Origin of the sequence: Geodermatophilus obscurus DSM 43160, assembly GCF_000025345.1 — a bacterium.
Classification (GTDB): domain Bacteria; phylum Actinomycetota; class Actinomycetes; order Mycobacteriales; family Geodermatophilaceae; genus Geodermatophilus; species Geodermatophilus obscurus.
On the sequence record NC_013757.1, the window covers coordinates 948277 to 964316 of the forward strand.

Genomic DNA, 16040 nt, shown 5'->3' on the forward strand with positions numbered 1-16040 from the left:
GGAGCGTCGCGGAGCGCTCAGCGCGCGCTGCGGAAGTCCGGCCGCCGCTTGCCCACGAACGCCCGCACGCCCTCGCGCCCCTCGGGGTCCTCCGCTGACTCGGCGATCAGGCGGGCCTCGTCGTCCAGGTGCTCGTCGAGCGTGCGGACGGCGGCGCCGCGGACCAGCGCGCGGGTGCGCACCATCGCCCGCACCGGTCCGGCCGCCAGCGCGTGCGCCAGCCCGGTGGCGGACGCGCGCAGCTCGTCGTCCGCCACCACGCGGGCGACCAGGCCGCAGGCGTGTGCCTCGGTGGCGTCGAGCGTGCCGTTGGTCAGCGCCAGGTCCAGGGCGCGGGCCGGGCCCAGCGCGTGCGCCAGGGTCCAGGAGGTGCCGCCGTCGGGGGAGAAGCCGATGGCGGCGTAGGCGGGCCGGATCCTCGTCGAGCGGGCGCAGACGACGACGTCGCAGGCGCCCAGCAGCCCGACGCCGGCCCCGGCGACCGCGCCGTGCACGCCGGCGACGACCGGTACCGGGGCGGCCAGCAGGGCCCGCACGACCTCGTGCCAGTCGGCGGCCAGCCGCCCCACCTCGGCGCCCGGGTCCGCCGCCGCCGCGAAGCCGCGCACGTCGCCGCCGACGCAGAAGCGCTCGCCCTCGGCCAGCAGCAGCACCGCCCGGGTCCGCGGCGGGCGGGCCCGCAACGCCTCGCCGAGGGCCGCGGCCATCGCGGGGTCGACGGCGTTGCCGGTCCCCGCGGAGTCGAGGGTCACCCGCCAGACGTCGCCGTCCGCCTCGGTGCGCACCGGCTGGTCGGTCATCGAGGGCCTCCGGGGGTCAGAACCAGGACGGGAACCACATGCGGTCGAGCCACTCGGCGTGCGAGAGCGGCTCCCCGGTGAGCACGGGGAGGAAGTGGACGAAGGTCGCCGCCACCACGCCGACGTAGAGGGCCACGACGCCCAGGCCGACCTGCCGGCGCAGCCGAGGGTCCCCGGGACGGCCGAGGACGTCCTGCAGCACCAGGACGACGGCGAGCACGAAGAACGGCAGCACCGGCGCGGTGTAGAAGGCGAACATCGTGCGCTCGGGGTTGAGGAACCAGGTGCCCCAGCCGGCGGCGACCGCGACGGCGACGACCAGCGCAGCGGGGTCGCGGCGGGCGACCAGTCGCCAGGCCAGCCAGCCCAGCGCGGGCGCGAAGGCGAACCAGAGGGTCGGCGTCCCCACCATGAGGATGTAGCGGACGACCTGGTCGCCGGCGGCGTCGGTGAGGCCCTGCGGGTTCCACAGCAGGATCGGCCGGCCGTTGACCAGCCAGCTCCACGGCCCGGACTCCCACGGGTGCGGCGTGGACAGGCCGTTGTGGAAGGTCAGCCACTCGGCGTGCTGGTGCCACAGCGAGCGCAGCGCGTCGGGCACCCACGGGAACGCCGTCCCCGGGTTCTGCTGCGCCCACGCCTTGCCCTGCGAGGTCTCGCCCAGGAACCAGCCGGTGAAGCTCGCGACGTAGGTGAGCACCGGCACGGCGGCCAGCGCCCACAGCGCACCGGGCAGGCCGCGCCGCGCAGCGGTCAGGGTCGGGCGGGGGACGCCGGACTCACGCCAGGCGGCGCGGTCCCACAACAGGCTCAGCACCGCGAAGGCGGCGAGGAAGTAGACCCCGCTCCACTTCACCGCGCAGGCGCAGCCGAACAGGAACCCGGCGGCCAGCCGCCACCCGCGCGGGCCGAGCGCGAAGCCGGTCGCCGCCGTCGTGCCCGCTCGGATGCGTGCGCGCACCCGGTCCCGGTCGACGACCAGGCAGGCCACCGCGGACAGCACGAACACCTGCAGGAAGACGTCGAGCAGGCCGATCCGCGACAGCGTGAAGGCGAGGCCGTCCAGCGCGAGCAGCAGCCCGGCGACCAGGCCGAGCAGCGTCGAGCCGGTCAGCCGCCGGGTCAGCCGGGTCAGCACGACGACCGCGATGCTCCCGGCGACCGCGGAGGGGAACCGCCAGCCGAAGGAGTCGTAGCCGAACAGCCCGATGCCGCCGGCGATCAGCCACTTGCCCAGCGGCGGGTGGACGATGAACGTGTAGCCGCGGTTGTACTCGTGGCCCCACTCGAGCAGCTCGCGCGCCTCCGGCGGGTAGTACGCCTCGTCGAAGAGCAGGTCCGGCGGGTAGTCGATCTCCCACAGCCGCACGGCGAAGGCACCCAGCCCCAGCAGGGCGGTGAGCACCCATGCGAGGGCCCGGTCGGCGGGCAGCGGCGGGGTGGTGTCGCGGCGCGGCCGGGGGAGCGGACGTCGACGCGACCGGGCCGGGCGGAGCTCGCCGGGTTCCCGGTCCGTGCGCTCGGGAGCCAGCACCGCCATGCGGCCAGGGTAGTGAAGGGACCCGCCTGCCCCCCGGCGCTCGTGGGAGGACCCCGTCCTCCCCATCCTCCGCAGGCTGAGGGCGGGACCCGGAACGGGGCCGGCGGGCCCCTGCAGGCGGGCCTGCGGCGGTCGTCGTGACAGGCTCGTGCACATGATCGGACGGCTCGTGCTCGGTGGCGCTCCGCTCGGTCAGCCCGGCGACGTCGGCCCGCGGCTGCGCACGGCGATGGCGACCGCGGACGTGCTCGCCGTCGAGGACACCCGCCGGCTGCACCGCCTCGCCGCCGACCTCGAGGTGCAGCTGACCGGCCGCGTGGTCACCTTCCACGAGTCGGTCGAGCGCTCCCGGCTGCCCGGGCTGCTGACCGCGCTCGACCAGGGCAAGACCGTGCTGCTGCTCACCGACGCCGGGATGCCCTCGGTCTCCGACCCCGGCTACACGCTCGTGCGCGCGGCGATCGACGCCGGCGTCGAGGTGACCTCAGTGCCCGGGCCGTCGGCGGTGATCACCGCGCTGGCGGTGTCCGGCCTGCCGGTCGACCGCTTCTGCTTCGAGGGCTTCCTCCCGCGCAAGGCGGGGGAGCGCCGGTCGAGGCTGGCCGGGCTGGTCGACGAGCGGCGCACGATGGTGTTCTTCGAGTCGCCGCACCGGCTGGCCGACGCGCTCACCGACGCCGCCGCCGCGTTCGGTCCCGAGCGGTCTGCCGCGGTCTGCCGGGAGCTGACCAAGACCCACGAGGAGGTCCGCCGGGGTCCGCTGGCGTCGCTGGCCGAGTGGGCCGCCGACGGCGTGCGCGGGGAGATCACCCTGGTCGTCGGTGGCGCGCCCGCGGAGCCGGTGTCGCTCTCGCCGGCCGAGCTGGCCGCGGAGGTCGCCGCGGAGGAGGCCGCGGGCGCGACCCGCAAGGACGCCATCCGCGCCGTCGTCCTCCGCACGGGGCTGCCGCGCCGCACCGTCTACGACGCCGTCGTCGCCGCCAAGTCCGGCTAGCCGCGCGCGCCTGCGTCGTGTGCACACAGCGTTGTCCGATGGACGCCCGGACCGTGTTCCGTGCACACGACGTCGCCTGTGGACGGCAGGGGAGGGCGCCCGTGGCCGGCTCGTCAGCCTTCGCGGGTGCCGCCGTCGGGACCACTGCCCGAACCGCTGCGCGACCACCTCTTCCGGGGGACTGACGTCGTCCGGCGTGGTCTGCTGAGCCCCGCCCGACTGCGCGGTCCGACGTGTCGCCAGGTCTTCCGGGACGTGTACGTCGACGCCCGGGTGCCGGACACGCACCGACTGCGTGCGCGGGCAGCGGCCCGGCTGCTCCTCCCGGGATCCGTCGTCTCGGGCATCAGCGCGGCCGTGCTGTGGGGTGTCGACCTCGCGGACGAGCGGGACGACGTGGAGCTGGTGCTCCCGCCGGGGTCGCACCCCCGCCGTATCGCGGGCCGGCGGGTACGCCGCTTGCCGCTGGAACCCGCCGACGTCCGGGTGGTCGACCGCGTGCGGGTGGTCTCCCCGCTGGCGGCGACGCTCCGTGCGGCGTCGCTCCTCGGACTGGACGAGGCCGTGGTGGCGATCGACCGGATGGTCGCTGCCGGGGTCGTCGATCTCGCTTCGCTCCGTGCCCGCGCCGCGACGCCTGGCGCTGCCTCCACCCGGGCGCGACGGGCCTGTGCCCGGGCGGACGGCCTGGCCGGATCACCGCAGGAGACGCGGCTGCGCCTCCTGAGGGCCGACGGGGGCCTCCCTGCGCCGGTCGCGCAGTACGTGGTCCGGCACCAGGGGCGCGAGGTCGCCAGGGTGGACTTCGCATGGCCCGAACTCAGGCTCGCCGTCGAGTACGACGGGGCACGGCACGCCGAGCCGGGTCAGTTCGCCCGCGACCGGCAGCGGCTGAACCGGCTGCAGGCCGCCGGTTGGACCGTCGTCTTCGTGACCGCGGCCGACCTGCACCGTCCCGTCCAGCTCCTCGCCACCATCCGGGCGGCGCTGCACGGATGACGGCGTGTGCACTCCTTGCGCTCACGACGCCGTCCGGTTCCCGCTGTGTGCACACGACGCGAACCGGGCCGCGGCATCACAGCCAGCCGTTGCGCTTGAAGCCGCGGTAGAGCAGCACGCAGGCGGTCACGATGAGCAGCAGCACCGTGAAGTAGCCGTAGCGCCACTGCAGCTCGGGCATGAACTCGAAGTTCATCCCGTAGATCCCGGCGATGGCCGTGGGGACGGCGATGATGCCGGCCCAGGCGCTGATCTTGCGCATGTCCTCGTTGTCGGCCATCGACGTTCGGGCCAGCGACGCCTGCAGGATCGAGGTCAGCAGTTCGTCGAGGGCGGCCACCTGGTCGCGCACCCGGATGGCGTGGTCCTCGACGTCGCGGAAGTAGGACCGCATCGCCGCCGGGACGACGTCGATCTGCTTCTCGGCCAGCTTCTCCAGCGGTACCTCCAGCGGGGAGACCGCCCGACGCAGCGACAGCAGCTCCCGCTTGAGCTGGTAGAGCCGGCCGATGTCGTCGGTCCGCTCCGGGCTGAACACCGAGGCCTCGAGCTCCTCGACGTCCTCCTCGACCGCGGTCGCGACGTCCACGAAGGAGTCGACCACGCTGTCGGCGACCGCGTAGAGCACCGACGAGGGCCCCAGGCACAGCAGGTCCGGCTGCGACTCCAGGCCGCGGCGCAGGTCGGCCAGGCCGCCGTGCTCGCCGTGCCGCACGGTGATCACGTAGTGCGGCCCGACGAAGACCATGACCTCGCCCGTGTCGACGACCTCGCTGGTCGCGGTCAGCCGGTCGTGCTCCACGTACCGGGCGGTGGTCAGCACCATGAACAGGACGTCGTCGTAGCGCTCGAGCTTGGGCCGCTGGTGGGCGTAGACGGCGTCCTCGACGGCCAGCGGGTGCAGCCGGTAGTGCTCGGCGATGGCGCCCAGCTCGTCCTCGGTCGGCGCGTAGAGCCCGAGCCAGACGAAGCCGCCGCTGTCGACGGCGGCCTGCAGCGCCTCCTGCGGCTCGACCGGGGGCTCCCGGTGTCCGCCGACGTAGACGGCGCAGTCGACGACCGGGCCGAGGCCGTCCGGCCGGGACGGCGTCGTGCGCGGCCGGCTGTCCGGCCGCGGACGGGTCGACGGGAGCTCCGTCGGCAGCTCGCGGGGAGCTCCGCGGGGGGCCTCCGTGCCAGGCATCGGCACTCCTCTCGAGCGGGTCGACGGCACAGCGTAGGCATGCGGGTCGGCGGCACTCGTGCCACGCTCGCGGGGTCCGGATCTGACGAGAGGACGGGGCGTCGTGGCCGTCAACACGCGCCGGGTGAAGTCCGTCGAGGACTCCATCCGCGACACCGACGAGCCGGAGCACCGGCTCAAGAAAAACCTGTCGGGCCTGGACCTCACGGTCTTCGGCGTCGGCGTCATCATCGGGACCGGCATCTTCGTGCTCACCGGCATCGTCGCCCGGGACCAAGCGGGCCCGGCCGTGGCGATCTCGTTCGTCATCGCCGGCATCGTGTGCGGGCTGGCAGCGATCTGCTACGCCGAGTTCGCCTCGACGGTGCCGGTCGCCGGGTCGGCGTACACGTTCTCCTACGCCACCTTCGGCGAGTTCATCGCCTGGATCATCGGCTGGGACCTCGTCCTCGAACTCGCGCTGGGCGCGGCGACGGTGTCCGTCGGCTGGTCGGGCTACCTCAACCAGCTGCTCGACGACATCGGCACGCCCCTGCCGTCGTCGATCGCCGGCGAGACGGCGACGGTCAACATCCCCGCTATCCTGATCACGCTGGTGATGACCGGCGTCCTCATCCTCGGGATCAAGCTCTCCTCGCGGGTCACCGCGATCATCGTGGCGATCAAGCTGGTCGTCGTCCTGCTGGTGATCGGGGTCGGGTTCTTCCTGACCAAGGCCGAGAACTACACGCCGTTCGTCCCGCCCGCGCAGCCCGCGGCGGCGGGGGAGGAGGGCTGGCTGCACACGCCACTGATCTCGGTGCTCACCGGGTTCAGCCCCGGCACGTACGGCTGGGGCGGCGTGCTCGCCGGCGCCGCGATCGTGTTCTTCGCGTTCATCGGCTTCGACATCGTGGCCACCGCCGCCGAGGAGACCCGCGACCCCAAGCGGGACATGCCGCGCGGGATCCTCGGCTCGCTGGCGATCTGCACCCTCCTGTACGTGATGGTCTCGCTGGTGGTCGTGGGGATGCAGAACTACACCGAGCTGAGCGCCACCGCGCCGCTGGCGGGCGCCTTCTCGGCCAACGGGTGGCCCGTCTTCGCGAGCCTCATCTCGATCGGCGCGCTGGCCGGGCTCACCTCGGTGGTCATGATCCTGATGCTCGGTCAGTCGCGGGTGCTGTTCGCGATGAGCCGCGACCACCTGCTCCCGCCCGGCCTGGCGAAGGTCCACCCCCGGTACGGCACCCCGTACCGCATCACGATCGTCACCGGGATCGTGGTCGCGCTGCTCGCCGGGTTCGTGCCGCTCACCGCACTCGCGGAGCTGGTGAACATCGGCACGCTGTTCGCCTTCTTCCTCGTGTCGATCGGCGTCTGGGTGCTGCGGCGGACCCGTCCGGACCTGCACCGTTCCTTCCGGGTGCCGTGGGTCCCGGTCCTGCCGATCGTGTCGGCACTGGCCTCCCTGTGGCTGATGTCCAACCTGCCCACCGACACGTGGCTGCGCTTCCTCGTCTGGATGGCGCTCGGCGTCGGCATGTACTTCGTCTACGGCCGCCGCCGCAGCCGGATGGCCACCGGGGAACGGATGTCGGCCGCCGACAACATCGCCCGCCGCTGACCCCATCGGAGGGGTGAGGCCGCCCGCGCAGCACCTCCAGCCGCCCGCTGCCCGCGCCGACCCGACCGGTGACCGACGTCCCCGGCCAGGGAGAGCACACCCGTGGCGAGCACCGTCCTCGACGCCCGCGAGACCCCGCCCGCGCCGTCGTCCCCCGACCGCCGCCGGCCGCCGGCCGCCGTGCTGGCGGCCGCGGCCGTCGGCCTCGTGGAGGCGGTGGCGCTGCTGGCCGGCGGGCTGACCGGGCTGGACGGCCTGCTGCTGTCCCCGCTGCGGCCGGCGGGCCCGGTCGTCGCCGTCGTGCTGCTCCTGCTCGCCGGGTGGGTGGTGCTGTGCGCCGGCGGTGGGGTGCTGCTGCTCGACCGGTCCGGACGGCGGGTCCACACCGCCGTGGCCACCGCGGAGGTGGCGCTGGTGGGGGCGCTGATGGCGCTCGCGCTGCTCACCCCCCTGTTCGACACCCTGCCGGTGGGCCTGCCGCTGCCGGCGCTGGCGCTGCTGACCCTCGGCCTGCCGGTGGGGAAGCTGCTGCTGGCCGGCGCGCCCTCGACGGTGGACTGGGTGGCGCAGGGGCCGCACCCAGCGGTGCGCCACCCCGAGCCGGCCGCCGTCGGCCCGCGGACCCGGGCGGTCACCCTCGCCCTCATCGGCCTGGCCCTGGTCACCGTCGCGCTCACCACCCCGGTGCCCGGCGCGGCTCCCGAGGCCCCGGCGACGGTGGGCACCAGCCGCCCCTGAACCGGCTGGACGCTGCCGCCTAGGCTCGTGCCGTGAGTGATCGGCACATCCTGACCGCCGTGGCCTGGCCCTACGCCAACGGCCCGCGGCACATCGGCCACGTCTCCGGCTTCGGCGTCCCCTCCGACGTCTTCAGCCGCTACCACCGCATGGTGGGTGACCGGGTGCTGATGGTCAGCGGCACCGACGAGCACGGCACGCCGATCACCGTCGCCGCCGACGCGGAGGGCGTGAGCCCGCGGGAGATCGCCGACCGCAACAACCGGGTCATCGTCGGCGACCTGCAGTCGCTCGGGCTGTCCTACGACCTGTTCACCCGGACGACCACGGGCAACCACGCGGCGATCAGCCAGGAGATCTTCCTCGGCCTGCTCAAGAACGGGTACGTCTTCCCGAAGACGACGCTCGGCGCGATCAGCCCGTCGACCGGGCGCACCCTGCCCGACCGCTACATCGAGGGCACCTGCCCGATCTGCGGCTACGACGGCGCCCGCGGTGACCAGTGCGACAACTGCGGCAACCAGCTGGACCCGGTCGACCTGATCAACCCCCGGAGCCGGATCAACGGCGAGACGCCGAAGTTCGTGGAGGAGGAGCACTACTTCCTCGACCTGCCGGCCTTCACCCGCTCGCTGGGCGACTGGCTGGACAGCCGCAAGGGGTGGCGGCCCAACGTCCTCAACTTCGCGAAGAACCTGCTCACCGACCTCAAGCCGCGCAGCTACACCCGCGACATCGACTGGGGCGTGCCGGTGCCGCTCGAGGGCTGGCGCGATCGCCCCGACAAGCGCATCTACGTCTGGTTCGACGCCGTCGTCGGCTACCTGTCGGCCTCCATCGAGTGGGCGCGCCGCTCCGGGGACGACGACGCGTGGCGCCAGTGGTGGCAGACGCCGGACGCGTCCGCCTACTACTTCATGGGCAAGGACAACATCGTCTTCCACGCCGAGATCTGGCCCGCCCAGCTGCTCGGCTACAACGGCGAGGGCGACAAGGGCGGCACCCCGGGCTCGCTGGGCCGGCTCAACCTGCCCACCGAGGTGGTCTCCAGCGAGTTCCTGACCATGGAGGGGCGCAAGTTCAGCTCGTCCCGCCAGGTCGTCATCTACGTGCGCGACTTCCTGGCCCGCTACGACGCCGACGCGCTGCGCTACTTCATCGCCGCGGCCGGGCCGGAGTCCCAGGACACCGACTTCACCTGGGCGGAGTTCCTGCGCCGCAACAACGACGAGCTGGTCGCCGGGTGGGGCAACCTGGTCAACCGCACGGTGTCGATGGCCGCGAAGAACGTCGGCGCCGTCCCGACCCCGGGGGAGCTGACCGACGCCGACCGAGCGCTGCTGGGCACGACCTCGGGCGCGTTCGGGCCGGTCGGCGAGCTGCTGTCGCGCAACCGGCAAAAGGCCGCGGCCGCGGAGGCGATGCGGGTGGTCGGGGAGGCCAACAAGTACCTGTCCGACCAGGCGCCGTGGAAGCTCAAGGAGGACCCGGCCCGCCGGGACACCGTGCTGCACACCGCGCTGCAGGCGGTCAGCGACTGCAACGCGCTGCTCACCCCGTTCCTCCCGCACTCCGCGCAGAAGGTGCACGAGCTGCTCGGCGGGACCGGCGTCTGGTCGCCGGCGCCGCGGATCGAGGAGGTCACCGACCTCGACGACGGCTCGCCGTACCCGATCATCACCGGCGACCACGCCCAGGGGCAGGCGGTGTGGGCGTCCCGGCCGCTCCCCCCGGGGACGCCGCTGTCGCCGCCCACCCCGGTGTTCAAGAAGCTCGACGAGTCGATCGTCGAGGAGGAGCTGCGCCGGCTCGAAGGGGACGAGTGAGCGAGCTCGCGAGCTCACCGATGGACGGAGCAGCCCGGCGAGAGCCGAGCCCGAGCGCCGGCGAGGGCTCGGTGTGAGCCGGTCAGCTGCGTCGCGGGCGAACCGGAGAGGCGAGAAGCCGCCGCCCCCGGAGCCGCTCCCGTCCCCGGCGGTCGACAGCCACACCCACCTCGACATCACCCTCGACGGCGACCGGCGGCCGGACGACCGGGCCGTCGACGACGAGATCGAGGCCGCCGTCGCCGTGGGCGTCCCGCGGCTGGTGCAGGTCGGGGTGGACGTCGGCTCCTCCCGCTGGTCGGCCGAGCTCGCCGCCCGGCACCCGAACGTGCTGGCCGCCGTCGCCCTGCACCCGAACGAGGCGGGTGCGGGCGCGGCGACCGACGACGCGCTGGCCGAGATCGACCGGCTCGCGGCGCTGCCCCGGGTACGGGCGGTGGGGGAGACCGGGCTCGACCGCTACCGCACCGGACCCGACGGCTGGGCGGCGCAGGAGGCGTCCTTCCGGGCGCACATCCGGATCGCCGAGGACCGCGGCGTCGCGCTGGTCATCCACGACCGCGACGCCCACGAGGAGGTCCTCCGGGTGCTGGCGGACGAGGGCGCTCCCGAGCACACGGTCCTGCACTGCTTCTCCGGCGACGCCTCCTTCGCCCGGGCCTGCGTCGAGCGGGGCTTCGTGCTGTCCTTCGCGGGCACGCTGACCTTCGCCAACGCCGGCTACCTGCGGGAGGCCGCCGCGCTGGCGCCGGTCGGGCAGCTGCTCGTGGAGACCGACTCGCCGTTCCTGACACCGGTTCCGTACCGCGGCCGGCCCAACGCCTCGCGGCTGGTGCCGCACACGGTGCGCGCACTGGCGGAGGTGACCGGCGTCGAGCTGGAGGAGCTCTGCGCCCACCTCACCACCACCGCCGAACGCGTCTTCGGGAGCTGGTGAAGGACCCCGCTGCCTCCACGCCTCGCGGGCTCGGCGCGGGCCCCTGCAGCGGGGCCGGCCGTGCCGGTCCCGCACCCACGCCTCGCCGGCGCTCGCCGCGGGGCCCTGCGGCGAGCGCCGGGCGGCCAGCGGCCATCGCAGTGTCATGACAGAACACGTCACGTCGCGCAGTTCGGGGGGACACTGGCGTCGTGGGCCGCCTCATCGCCGTCGTGCTTTTCATCGCCGTCCTGGTCCCCGGTGTCCTGCTCGCCCGCGCCTGGGCCCTGGCCGCCGACCGGCGTGCCGTCGCCGCCGCGGCGGTCGGGTTCACCACCCCCACGCCGGAAGGGCTCGCCGTGCTGGGGCGTCAGGCGCAGCACGGGCGGCGGGTGCGCCGGCTCGGTCTCGTCCTCGGCGTGGCCGGCATCGGCGGCAGCATCGCCCTGTTCGGTGAGGCGTCGGTGTTCCTCTGGCTGCCGGCCCTCGTCCTCGGGCTGCTGCTGGGCGTCGTCCTCGCCGAGGCGACCCGCCCCCGGCCGCGCTGGCGGACCAGTTCTCCGTCCCGCCGGCCCCGGCAGTCCGAGCTCATCTCGCTGGTGCTGCTCTGGTCGATGCGTGCGGTCGTCGCCGCCGAGCTGACCACCGCCGTCCTCACGTGGCAGCGCGGCGACCTCCCGGACAGCGTCGGCTGGGTCGCCGTCGCCGTCCCGCTGGTCGCCTGGGTGCTCGCCGAGGTGGCGCTGCTGCGGACGCTGGTGCGCCCGCTGCCCGCCGAGGGGGCCGACGTGCCGGTCGACGAGGCGCTGCGCACCTGGACGGCGCACCTGGTCACCGCCGCCGTCAGCGTGCTGGCGCTGCTGCCCCTCGGGGTCCTGCTGCTGACGGCGGGCATCGACCTCGGCGACCGCGTCACCCAGGGCATCGACCTGCTCCCCGTGGCGCTCGTGGCCGGGGGCTTCGCCGGGCTGGCCGCGGGCCTCGCGCTCGCCGTCTTCCTGGTCACCTGGCTCAAGCCCGTCCGGGTCGACGACCGGGCGCTGACGACGTGACCTGTCGGCCTACCGGCCGACACCGCGGCCAGGTGCCGTTCCCGCCCTGAGCTGAGCCCCACCCGGTGCTCGATCGCGGGAGCCTCCGGCCCCCGGTCCTCGCACCGTGACATGGCGGTCCTCCGGACCGCACCGCGGCCGAGAGCCGTCCCCGGCGTGCGCTGAGCGCTGCCCGGCCTCGCGGGGCGGCTCCTCTCGGTGGTCGGGCCAGTCACCGCTCTCGGCCCGTGATCATGCTGTGGGCTCGATCACTCCGCCGACCTCACGCTGCGCACTCGTCACACCCGCCCCACCCGGCGCGCCGGTCACGGAACGTGCCGGCGCGTCCCCGAGTCGACACATCGCCTCGCTGGTTCACTCGTCGCGCACCGTTGCCACACACATCGTGTCCGTTACCGTGTCGTGACCAGCCGGGGTGGGAACCGACCCGGAGGGCACCGCGACCGGGAGCTCCGTCTCCCGGTCGACTGCCGTCCGAGCCGGGTCGCGCTCGGTACCCGCCAGCCGGCGTGTACCTGCGCGTGCTCCTCCTCCCGGGTCCTCGAGCCCTGGAAGAGTCGTGCCCCGATCCCTGAAGTCCGTCCTCCTCGCCCTCGTCCTGCTGGGACTCGTGGGCGGCTCCCTGGCCTACTTCGCCGCGCAGAAGTCGCTGGTGGTGACCGTCGACGGTCAGGCGCGGGAGGTCCGCACCTACGCCGGCACGGTCGGTGAGGTGCTCGAGGAGGAGGGGCTGCAGACGCAGTCGCACGACGTCGTCCTGCCGGACGCCGCCGCCCCGGTCAGCGACGGCGACACGGTCGTGCTCAACCGTGCCCGTCCGCTCACGCTCACCGTGGACGGGGTGCAGAGCGAGGTCTACGTGACCGCGCTGTCGGTCGACGAGGCGCTCGCGCAGCTCGGCTACCGCGCCGAGGACCTCGTCGTCTCCGCCAGCCGCAGCGAGCGCTTGCCGCTGGACGGCATGGCCCTGTCGATCACCACGCCCAAGGACGTCACCCTCGTCGTCGACGGCCAGGAGCGCGTGGTCACCACCACCGCGGCCACCGCCGGGGACCTGCTCGCCGAGCAGGGCGTCGTCCTCGGCGCGACCGACCGCACGAGCATGTACCCGGAGCAGGCGCTGCTGGCCCGCATGCGGCTGCAGGTCTTCCGCGTGCAGGTCAGCGAGGTCGCCGTCCCCACGACGATCGACTACCGGACCGTCGAGACCGAGGACCCCAGCGCCTTCGAGGACGACGAGACCGTCACCCGCGAGGGCGTCGAGGGCGAGCAGGTGACCACCTACCGGGTCACCGTGACCGACGGCGTCGAGACCGGCCGCGAGCAGCTGGCCACCAGGGTCACCCGCGAGCCGGTCGACGAGCTGGTCACCGTCGGCACCAAGCAGCGCCCGGTCTCCGCCGGCAACAAGCCCAGCGCGGACGGCCTGAACTGGGCCGCCCTGGCGGCGTGCGAGTCCGGCGGCCGCCCGAACGCGGTGAGTGGCACCGGCAAGTACCGGGGCATGTACCAGTTCTCGCAGGGGACGTGGAACGCTGTCGGCGGCAGCGGCGACCCGGCCGCCGCCTCGGCCGACGAGCAGACCTACCGTGCGCAGCTGCTCTACCAGCGCTCCGGCGCCGGGCAGTGGCCGCACTGCGGAAAGAACCTCTTCAGCTGATCGGACAGGTGCTGACCCCTACACCCGAGCAGACCGACGGGCTGCTGGGCCCGGCCGCGATCCGCGACCTGGCCCAGCAGCTCGAACTGCGTCCCACCAAGGCCCTCGGTCAGAACTTCCTGCACGACGCGAACACCATCCGGCGGATCGTGCGGACCGCCGAGCTGACCCGCGAGGACGTCGTCCTGGAGGTCGGCCCCGGTCTCGGCTCGCTGACCCTGGGGCTGCTGCCCGCCGCCGCGCACGTCACCGCCGTCGAGATCGACCCCCGGCTGGCCGCGCTGCTGCCCCGCACGGTGGCCGAGCGGGCTCCCGCGCTCGCCGACCGGCTGACCGTCGTCGAGGCCGATGCACTGCGCATCCGGGAGGTCCCCGGTCGTGCTCCGACGGCGCTGGTGGCCAACCTGCCCTACAACGTGGCGGTGCCCGTCCTGCTGCACCTGCTGGAACTGCTGCCGACGCTGCGGCGCGCGCTGGTCCTCGTGCAGGCCGAGGTCGCCGAGCGCCTGGCCGCGGCCCCGGGCTCGCCGGCCTACGGCGTGCCGTCGGCCAAGGCCGCCTGGTACGGCGAGGTTCGCCGGGCCGGGAACGTCGGCCGGCGGGTCTTCTGGCCCGAGCCCAACGTCGACTCCGGCCTGGTCGCCCTCGACCGCCGTCCGCCGCCGGCCGGAGACCGCGCCGCCACCTTCACCGTGATCGACGCCGCCTTCGCCACCCGCCGCAAGGGGCTGCGCGCGGCGCTGGCCCGCTGGGCCGGCGGCCCCGCGGCGGCGGAGGCCCGGCTGCGCGCCGCCGGCATCGACCCGACCACGCGCGGGGAGCAGCTGTCGGTCGCGGACTTCGCGCGGCTGGCCGCGACGGAGGTCGCGGCGTGAGCTGGTCCTCACCCGGCGGACCCGGCCGGCTGGCCGGGGACGGCGCCGTCGTCGCCCGCGCCCCCGCCAAGGTCAACGTGCACCTCGCGGTCGGGCCGCTGCGCTCCGACGGCTTCCACGAGCTGCGCACCGTCTACCTGGCCGTCTCGCTGTTCGACACGGTCACCGTGCGCCCCGGCGACGGGCTCTCGCTCACGGTCACCGGCGAGGGGACGACGGGCAGCGGGCCGGACGCCGTCCCCACCGACCGCCGCAACCTCGTCTGGCGGGCCGCCGAGCTGCTGGCCGAGCGTGCCGGGGTGCCGGCCGACGCCGCCATCACCATCGACAAGTCGATCCCGGCCGCCGCGGGGCTGGCGGGCGGCAGCGCGGACGCCGCCGCGGCGCTGGTGGCCCTCGACGCGCTGTGGGCCACCCACGCCACCCGCGGCGAGCTCACCGCGCTGGCCGCCCGGCTGGGCAGCGACGTGCCGTTCAGCCTGCTCGGCGGGGTGGCGCTGGGCTCCGGCCGCGGGGAGCAGCTGTCCCCGGTGCTGGCCCGCCGCCGCTGGGACTGGGTGCTCGGCATCGCCGGCGAGGGGCTGTCCACGCCGGCGGTCTACGCCGAGCTGGACCGGCTGCGGGCCGCAGGCCGGGTGCCCGACGGCGAGGAGCTGTCCTCGCCCGACCCGGTGATCGCGGCGCTGCGCAGCGGTCCGGTGCCCGCGCTGGCCGCCGCGCTCGGCAACGACCTGCAGCCCCCGGCACTCTCACTGCGGCCGGACCTGCGGCGGGCGCTGCGGGCCGCGACCGGGGCCGGCGCCGCGGCGGCGGTGGTCAGCGGTTCGGGCCCGACCGTCGCCGCCCTCGCCGAGGACGAGGAGTCCGCGGTGCGGCTGACCGCGGCGCTGGCCGGGGAGGGCGTCTACCGCACCGTGCGGGCGGTGCACGGCCCCGTGCCCGGCGCCCGGCTGGTCGGCTGAAGAAGGACCCCGTCCCACCCACCCTTCGCAGGCTCAGGGCGGTGCCCTGGACGGGGCCGTCCCCCACCCCCACCTGGATCCGTCCAGGCCCGGCCCCGTCCAGAGGCTCGCCGCGAGCATGCGCGCGGTGAGGAGGACGGGGTCCTTCGACCTGTGAGGGGGCCGCCGGGGCCACCCGCCCCGAGCCCATCGCAGGTCAGGGCCCGCCAGGAGGGGGCCTGAGGCGGGCCAGCCCGTTGTAGGCGAGGTCCACCAGGTGGGCGGCGACCTGCTCCTTGCCGGGGGAGCGGCGCTCCAGCCACCACTGACCGACCAGGGCGACCATCCCGACCAGCGCCTGGCTGTACAGCTCGGCCAGCGCCGGGTCCTGGCCGCGGGCGCTGAACTGCGCGCCGAGGATGTGCTCGACCTTGCGGGCGACCTGGCCGATCAGGGACGCGTAGCCGTCGGGCGAGCCGCCCACCGGGGAGTCGCGGGTGAGCACCCGGAAGCCGTCGGTGTCCTCCTCGATGTAGTCCAGCAGCACGAGGGCGGCGCGCTCCAGCAGCTCGCGCGGCGAGCCGCCGGCGGCCAGCGCGGAGGTGAAGCGGTCGAGCAGCCGCTGCATCTCCCGGTCGACGACGACGGTGTAGAGACCCTCCTTGCCGCCGAAGTGCTCGTAGACCACCGGCTTGCTCACGTCGGCGCGGGCGGCGAGCTCCTCGATGGAGGTGCCGTCGTAGCCGCGCTGGGCGAACACCTCCCGGCCGACGTCGAGCAGCTGCTGGCGTCGCTGCGCACCGGTCATCCGCACCCGGGGCCGGCCCGCGCCGCCGGGCACGGTGCCCGTCGTCCCCCGGCCCCGTCCAGAGGATCGCCCTGAGCCTGCGAAGGGTGAGGGGGACGGGGT

At 74.6% G+C, this 16040-nt stretch carries 14 protein-coding genes; 10 read left to right on the plus strand and 4 right to left on the minus strand.

Annotated features, from left to right (window positions below; translation table 11 throughout):
* Positions 1-17: 17 nt before the first annotated feature.
* The gene (locus GOBS_RS04440) at positions 18-800 is read right to left on the minus strand and encodes an enoyl-CoA hydratase/isomerase family protein (RefSeq protein WP_012947098.1); all 783 of its coding nucleotides are present in this window, start codon (positions 798-800) and stop codon (positions 18-20) included.
* 16 nt (positions 801-816) lie between these two features.
* Positions 817-2340, minus strand: a complete 1524-nt coding sequence (locus GOBS_RS04445) for a dolichyl-phosphate-mannose--protein mannosyltransferase (RefSeq protein ID WP_012947099.1) — start codon at positions 2338-2340, stop codon at positions 817-819.
* 154 nt (positions 2341-2494) lie between these two features.
* On the opposite strand from GOBS_RS04445, the gene rsmI reads away from it, so the two are divergent.
* The gene (gene rsmI / locus GOBS_RS04450; protein WP_012947100.1) at positions 2495-3334 is read left to right on the plus strand and encodes a 16S rRNA (cytidine(1402)-2'-O)-methyltransferase; all 840 of its coding nucleotides are present in this window, start codon (positions 2495-2497) and stop codon (positions 3332-3334) included.
* A gap of 126 nt (positions 3335-3460) precedes the next feature.
* Positions 3461-4333: an endonuclease domain-containing protein gene (locus GOBS_RS04455; protein WP_012947101.1), complete on the plus strand. Its 873-nt coding sequence runs from the start codon at positions 3461-3463 to the stop codon at positions 4331-4333.
* Positions 4334-4409: 76 nt separating this feature from the next.
* On the opposite strand, the gene corA is transcribed toward GOBS_RS04455, so the two are convergent.
* Entirely contained in the window at positions 4410-5516 is a 1107-nt protein-coding gene (gene corA, locus GOBS_RS04460; RefSeq protein ID WP_012947102.1) for a magnesium/cobalt transporter CorA, read from the minus strand.
* Between the two features lie 103 nt (positions 5517-5619).
* Here corA and GOBS_RS04465 point away from each other — a divergent pair, with 103 nt between their 5' ends.
* The 8 genes from GOBS_RS04465 (at position 5620) to GOBS_RS04500 (ending at position 15151) form a co-directional block, all read left to right on the plus strand.
* Positions 5620-7122: an amino acid permease gene (locus tag GOBS_RS04465; protein ID WP_012947103.1), complete on the plus strand. Its 1503-nt coding sequence runs from the start codon at positions 5620-5622 to the stop codon at positions 7120-7122.
* A gap of 102 nt (positions 7123-7224) precedes the next feature.
* Positions 7225-7860, plus strand: coding sequence for a hypothetical protein (locus GOBS_RS04470; RefSeq protein WP_012947104.1), 636 nt, complete (start codon positions 7225-7227; stop codon positions 7858-7860).
* Positions 7861-7892: 32 nt separating this feature from the next.
* The gene (metG, locus tag GOBS_RS04475) at positions 7893-9686 is read left to right on the plus strand and encodes a methionine--tRNA ligase (RefSeq protein ID WP_012947105.1); all 1794 of its coding nucleotides are present in this window, start codon (positions 7893-7895) and stop codon (positions 9684-9686) included.
* Between the two features lie 73 nt (positions 9687-9759).
* Entirely contained in the window at positions 9760-10623 is an 864-nt protein-coding gene (locus GOBS_RS04480) for a TatD family hydrolase (protein WP_012947106.1), read from the plus strand.
* A gap of 191 nt (positions 10624-10814) precedes the next feature.
* Positions 10815-11654, plus strand: a complete 840-nt coding sequence (locus GOBS_RS04485) for a hypothetical protein (protein ID WP_012947107.1) — start codon at positions 10815-10817, stop codon at positions 11652-11654.
* A gap of 559 nt (positions 11655-12213) precedes the next feature.
* Positions 12214-13314 (plus strand): resuscitation-promoting factor, encoded by a 1101-nt coding sequence (locus GOBS_RS04490; protein ID WP_012947108.1) that lies wholly within the window; start codon positions 12214-12216, stop codon positions 13312-13314.
* An 8-nt stretch (positions 13315-13322) separates the two neighbouring features.
* Positions 13323-14189 carry a 16S rRNA (adenine(1518)-N(6)/adenine(1519)-N(6))-dimethyltransferase RsmA gene (rsmA, locus tag GOBS_RS04495; protein WP_012947109.1) on the plus strand — a complete coding sequence of 289 codons (867 nt, stop codon included), beginning with the start codon at positions 13323-13325 and terminating at the stop codon, positions 14187-14189.
* On the plus strand, positions 14186-15151 hold the full coding sequence (locus GOBS_RS04500; protein WP_012947110.1) for a 4-(cytidine 5'-diphospho)-2-C-methyl-D-erythritol kinase: 966 nt from the start codon (positions 14186-14188) through the stop codon (positions 15149-15151). The genes rsmA and GOBS_RS04500 overlap by 4 nt, the downstream gene beginning before the upstream one ends.
* A gap of 196 nt (positions 15152-15347) precedes the next feature.
* On the opposite strand, the gene GOBS_RS04505 is transcribed toward GOBS_RS04500, so the two are convergent.
* A complete protein-coding gene (locus GOBS_RS04505) occupies positions 15348-15971 on the minus strand; it encodes a TetR/AcrR family transcriptional regulator (protein WP_012947111.1) in 624 nt (207 codons plus the stop codon).
* Between the last annotated feature and the right edge of the window lie 69 nt (positions 15972-16040).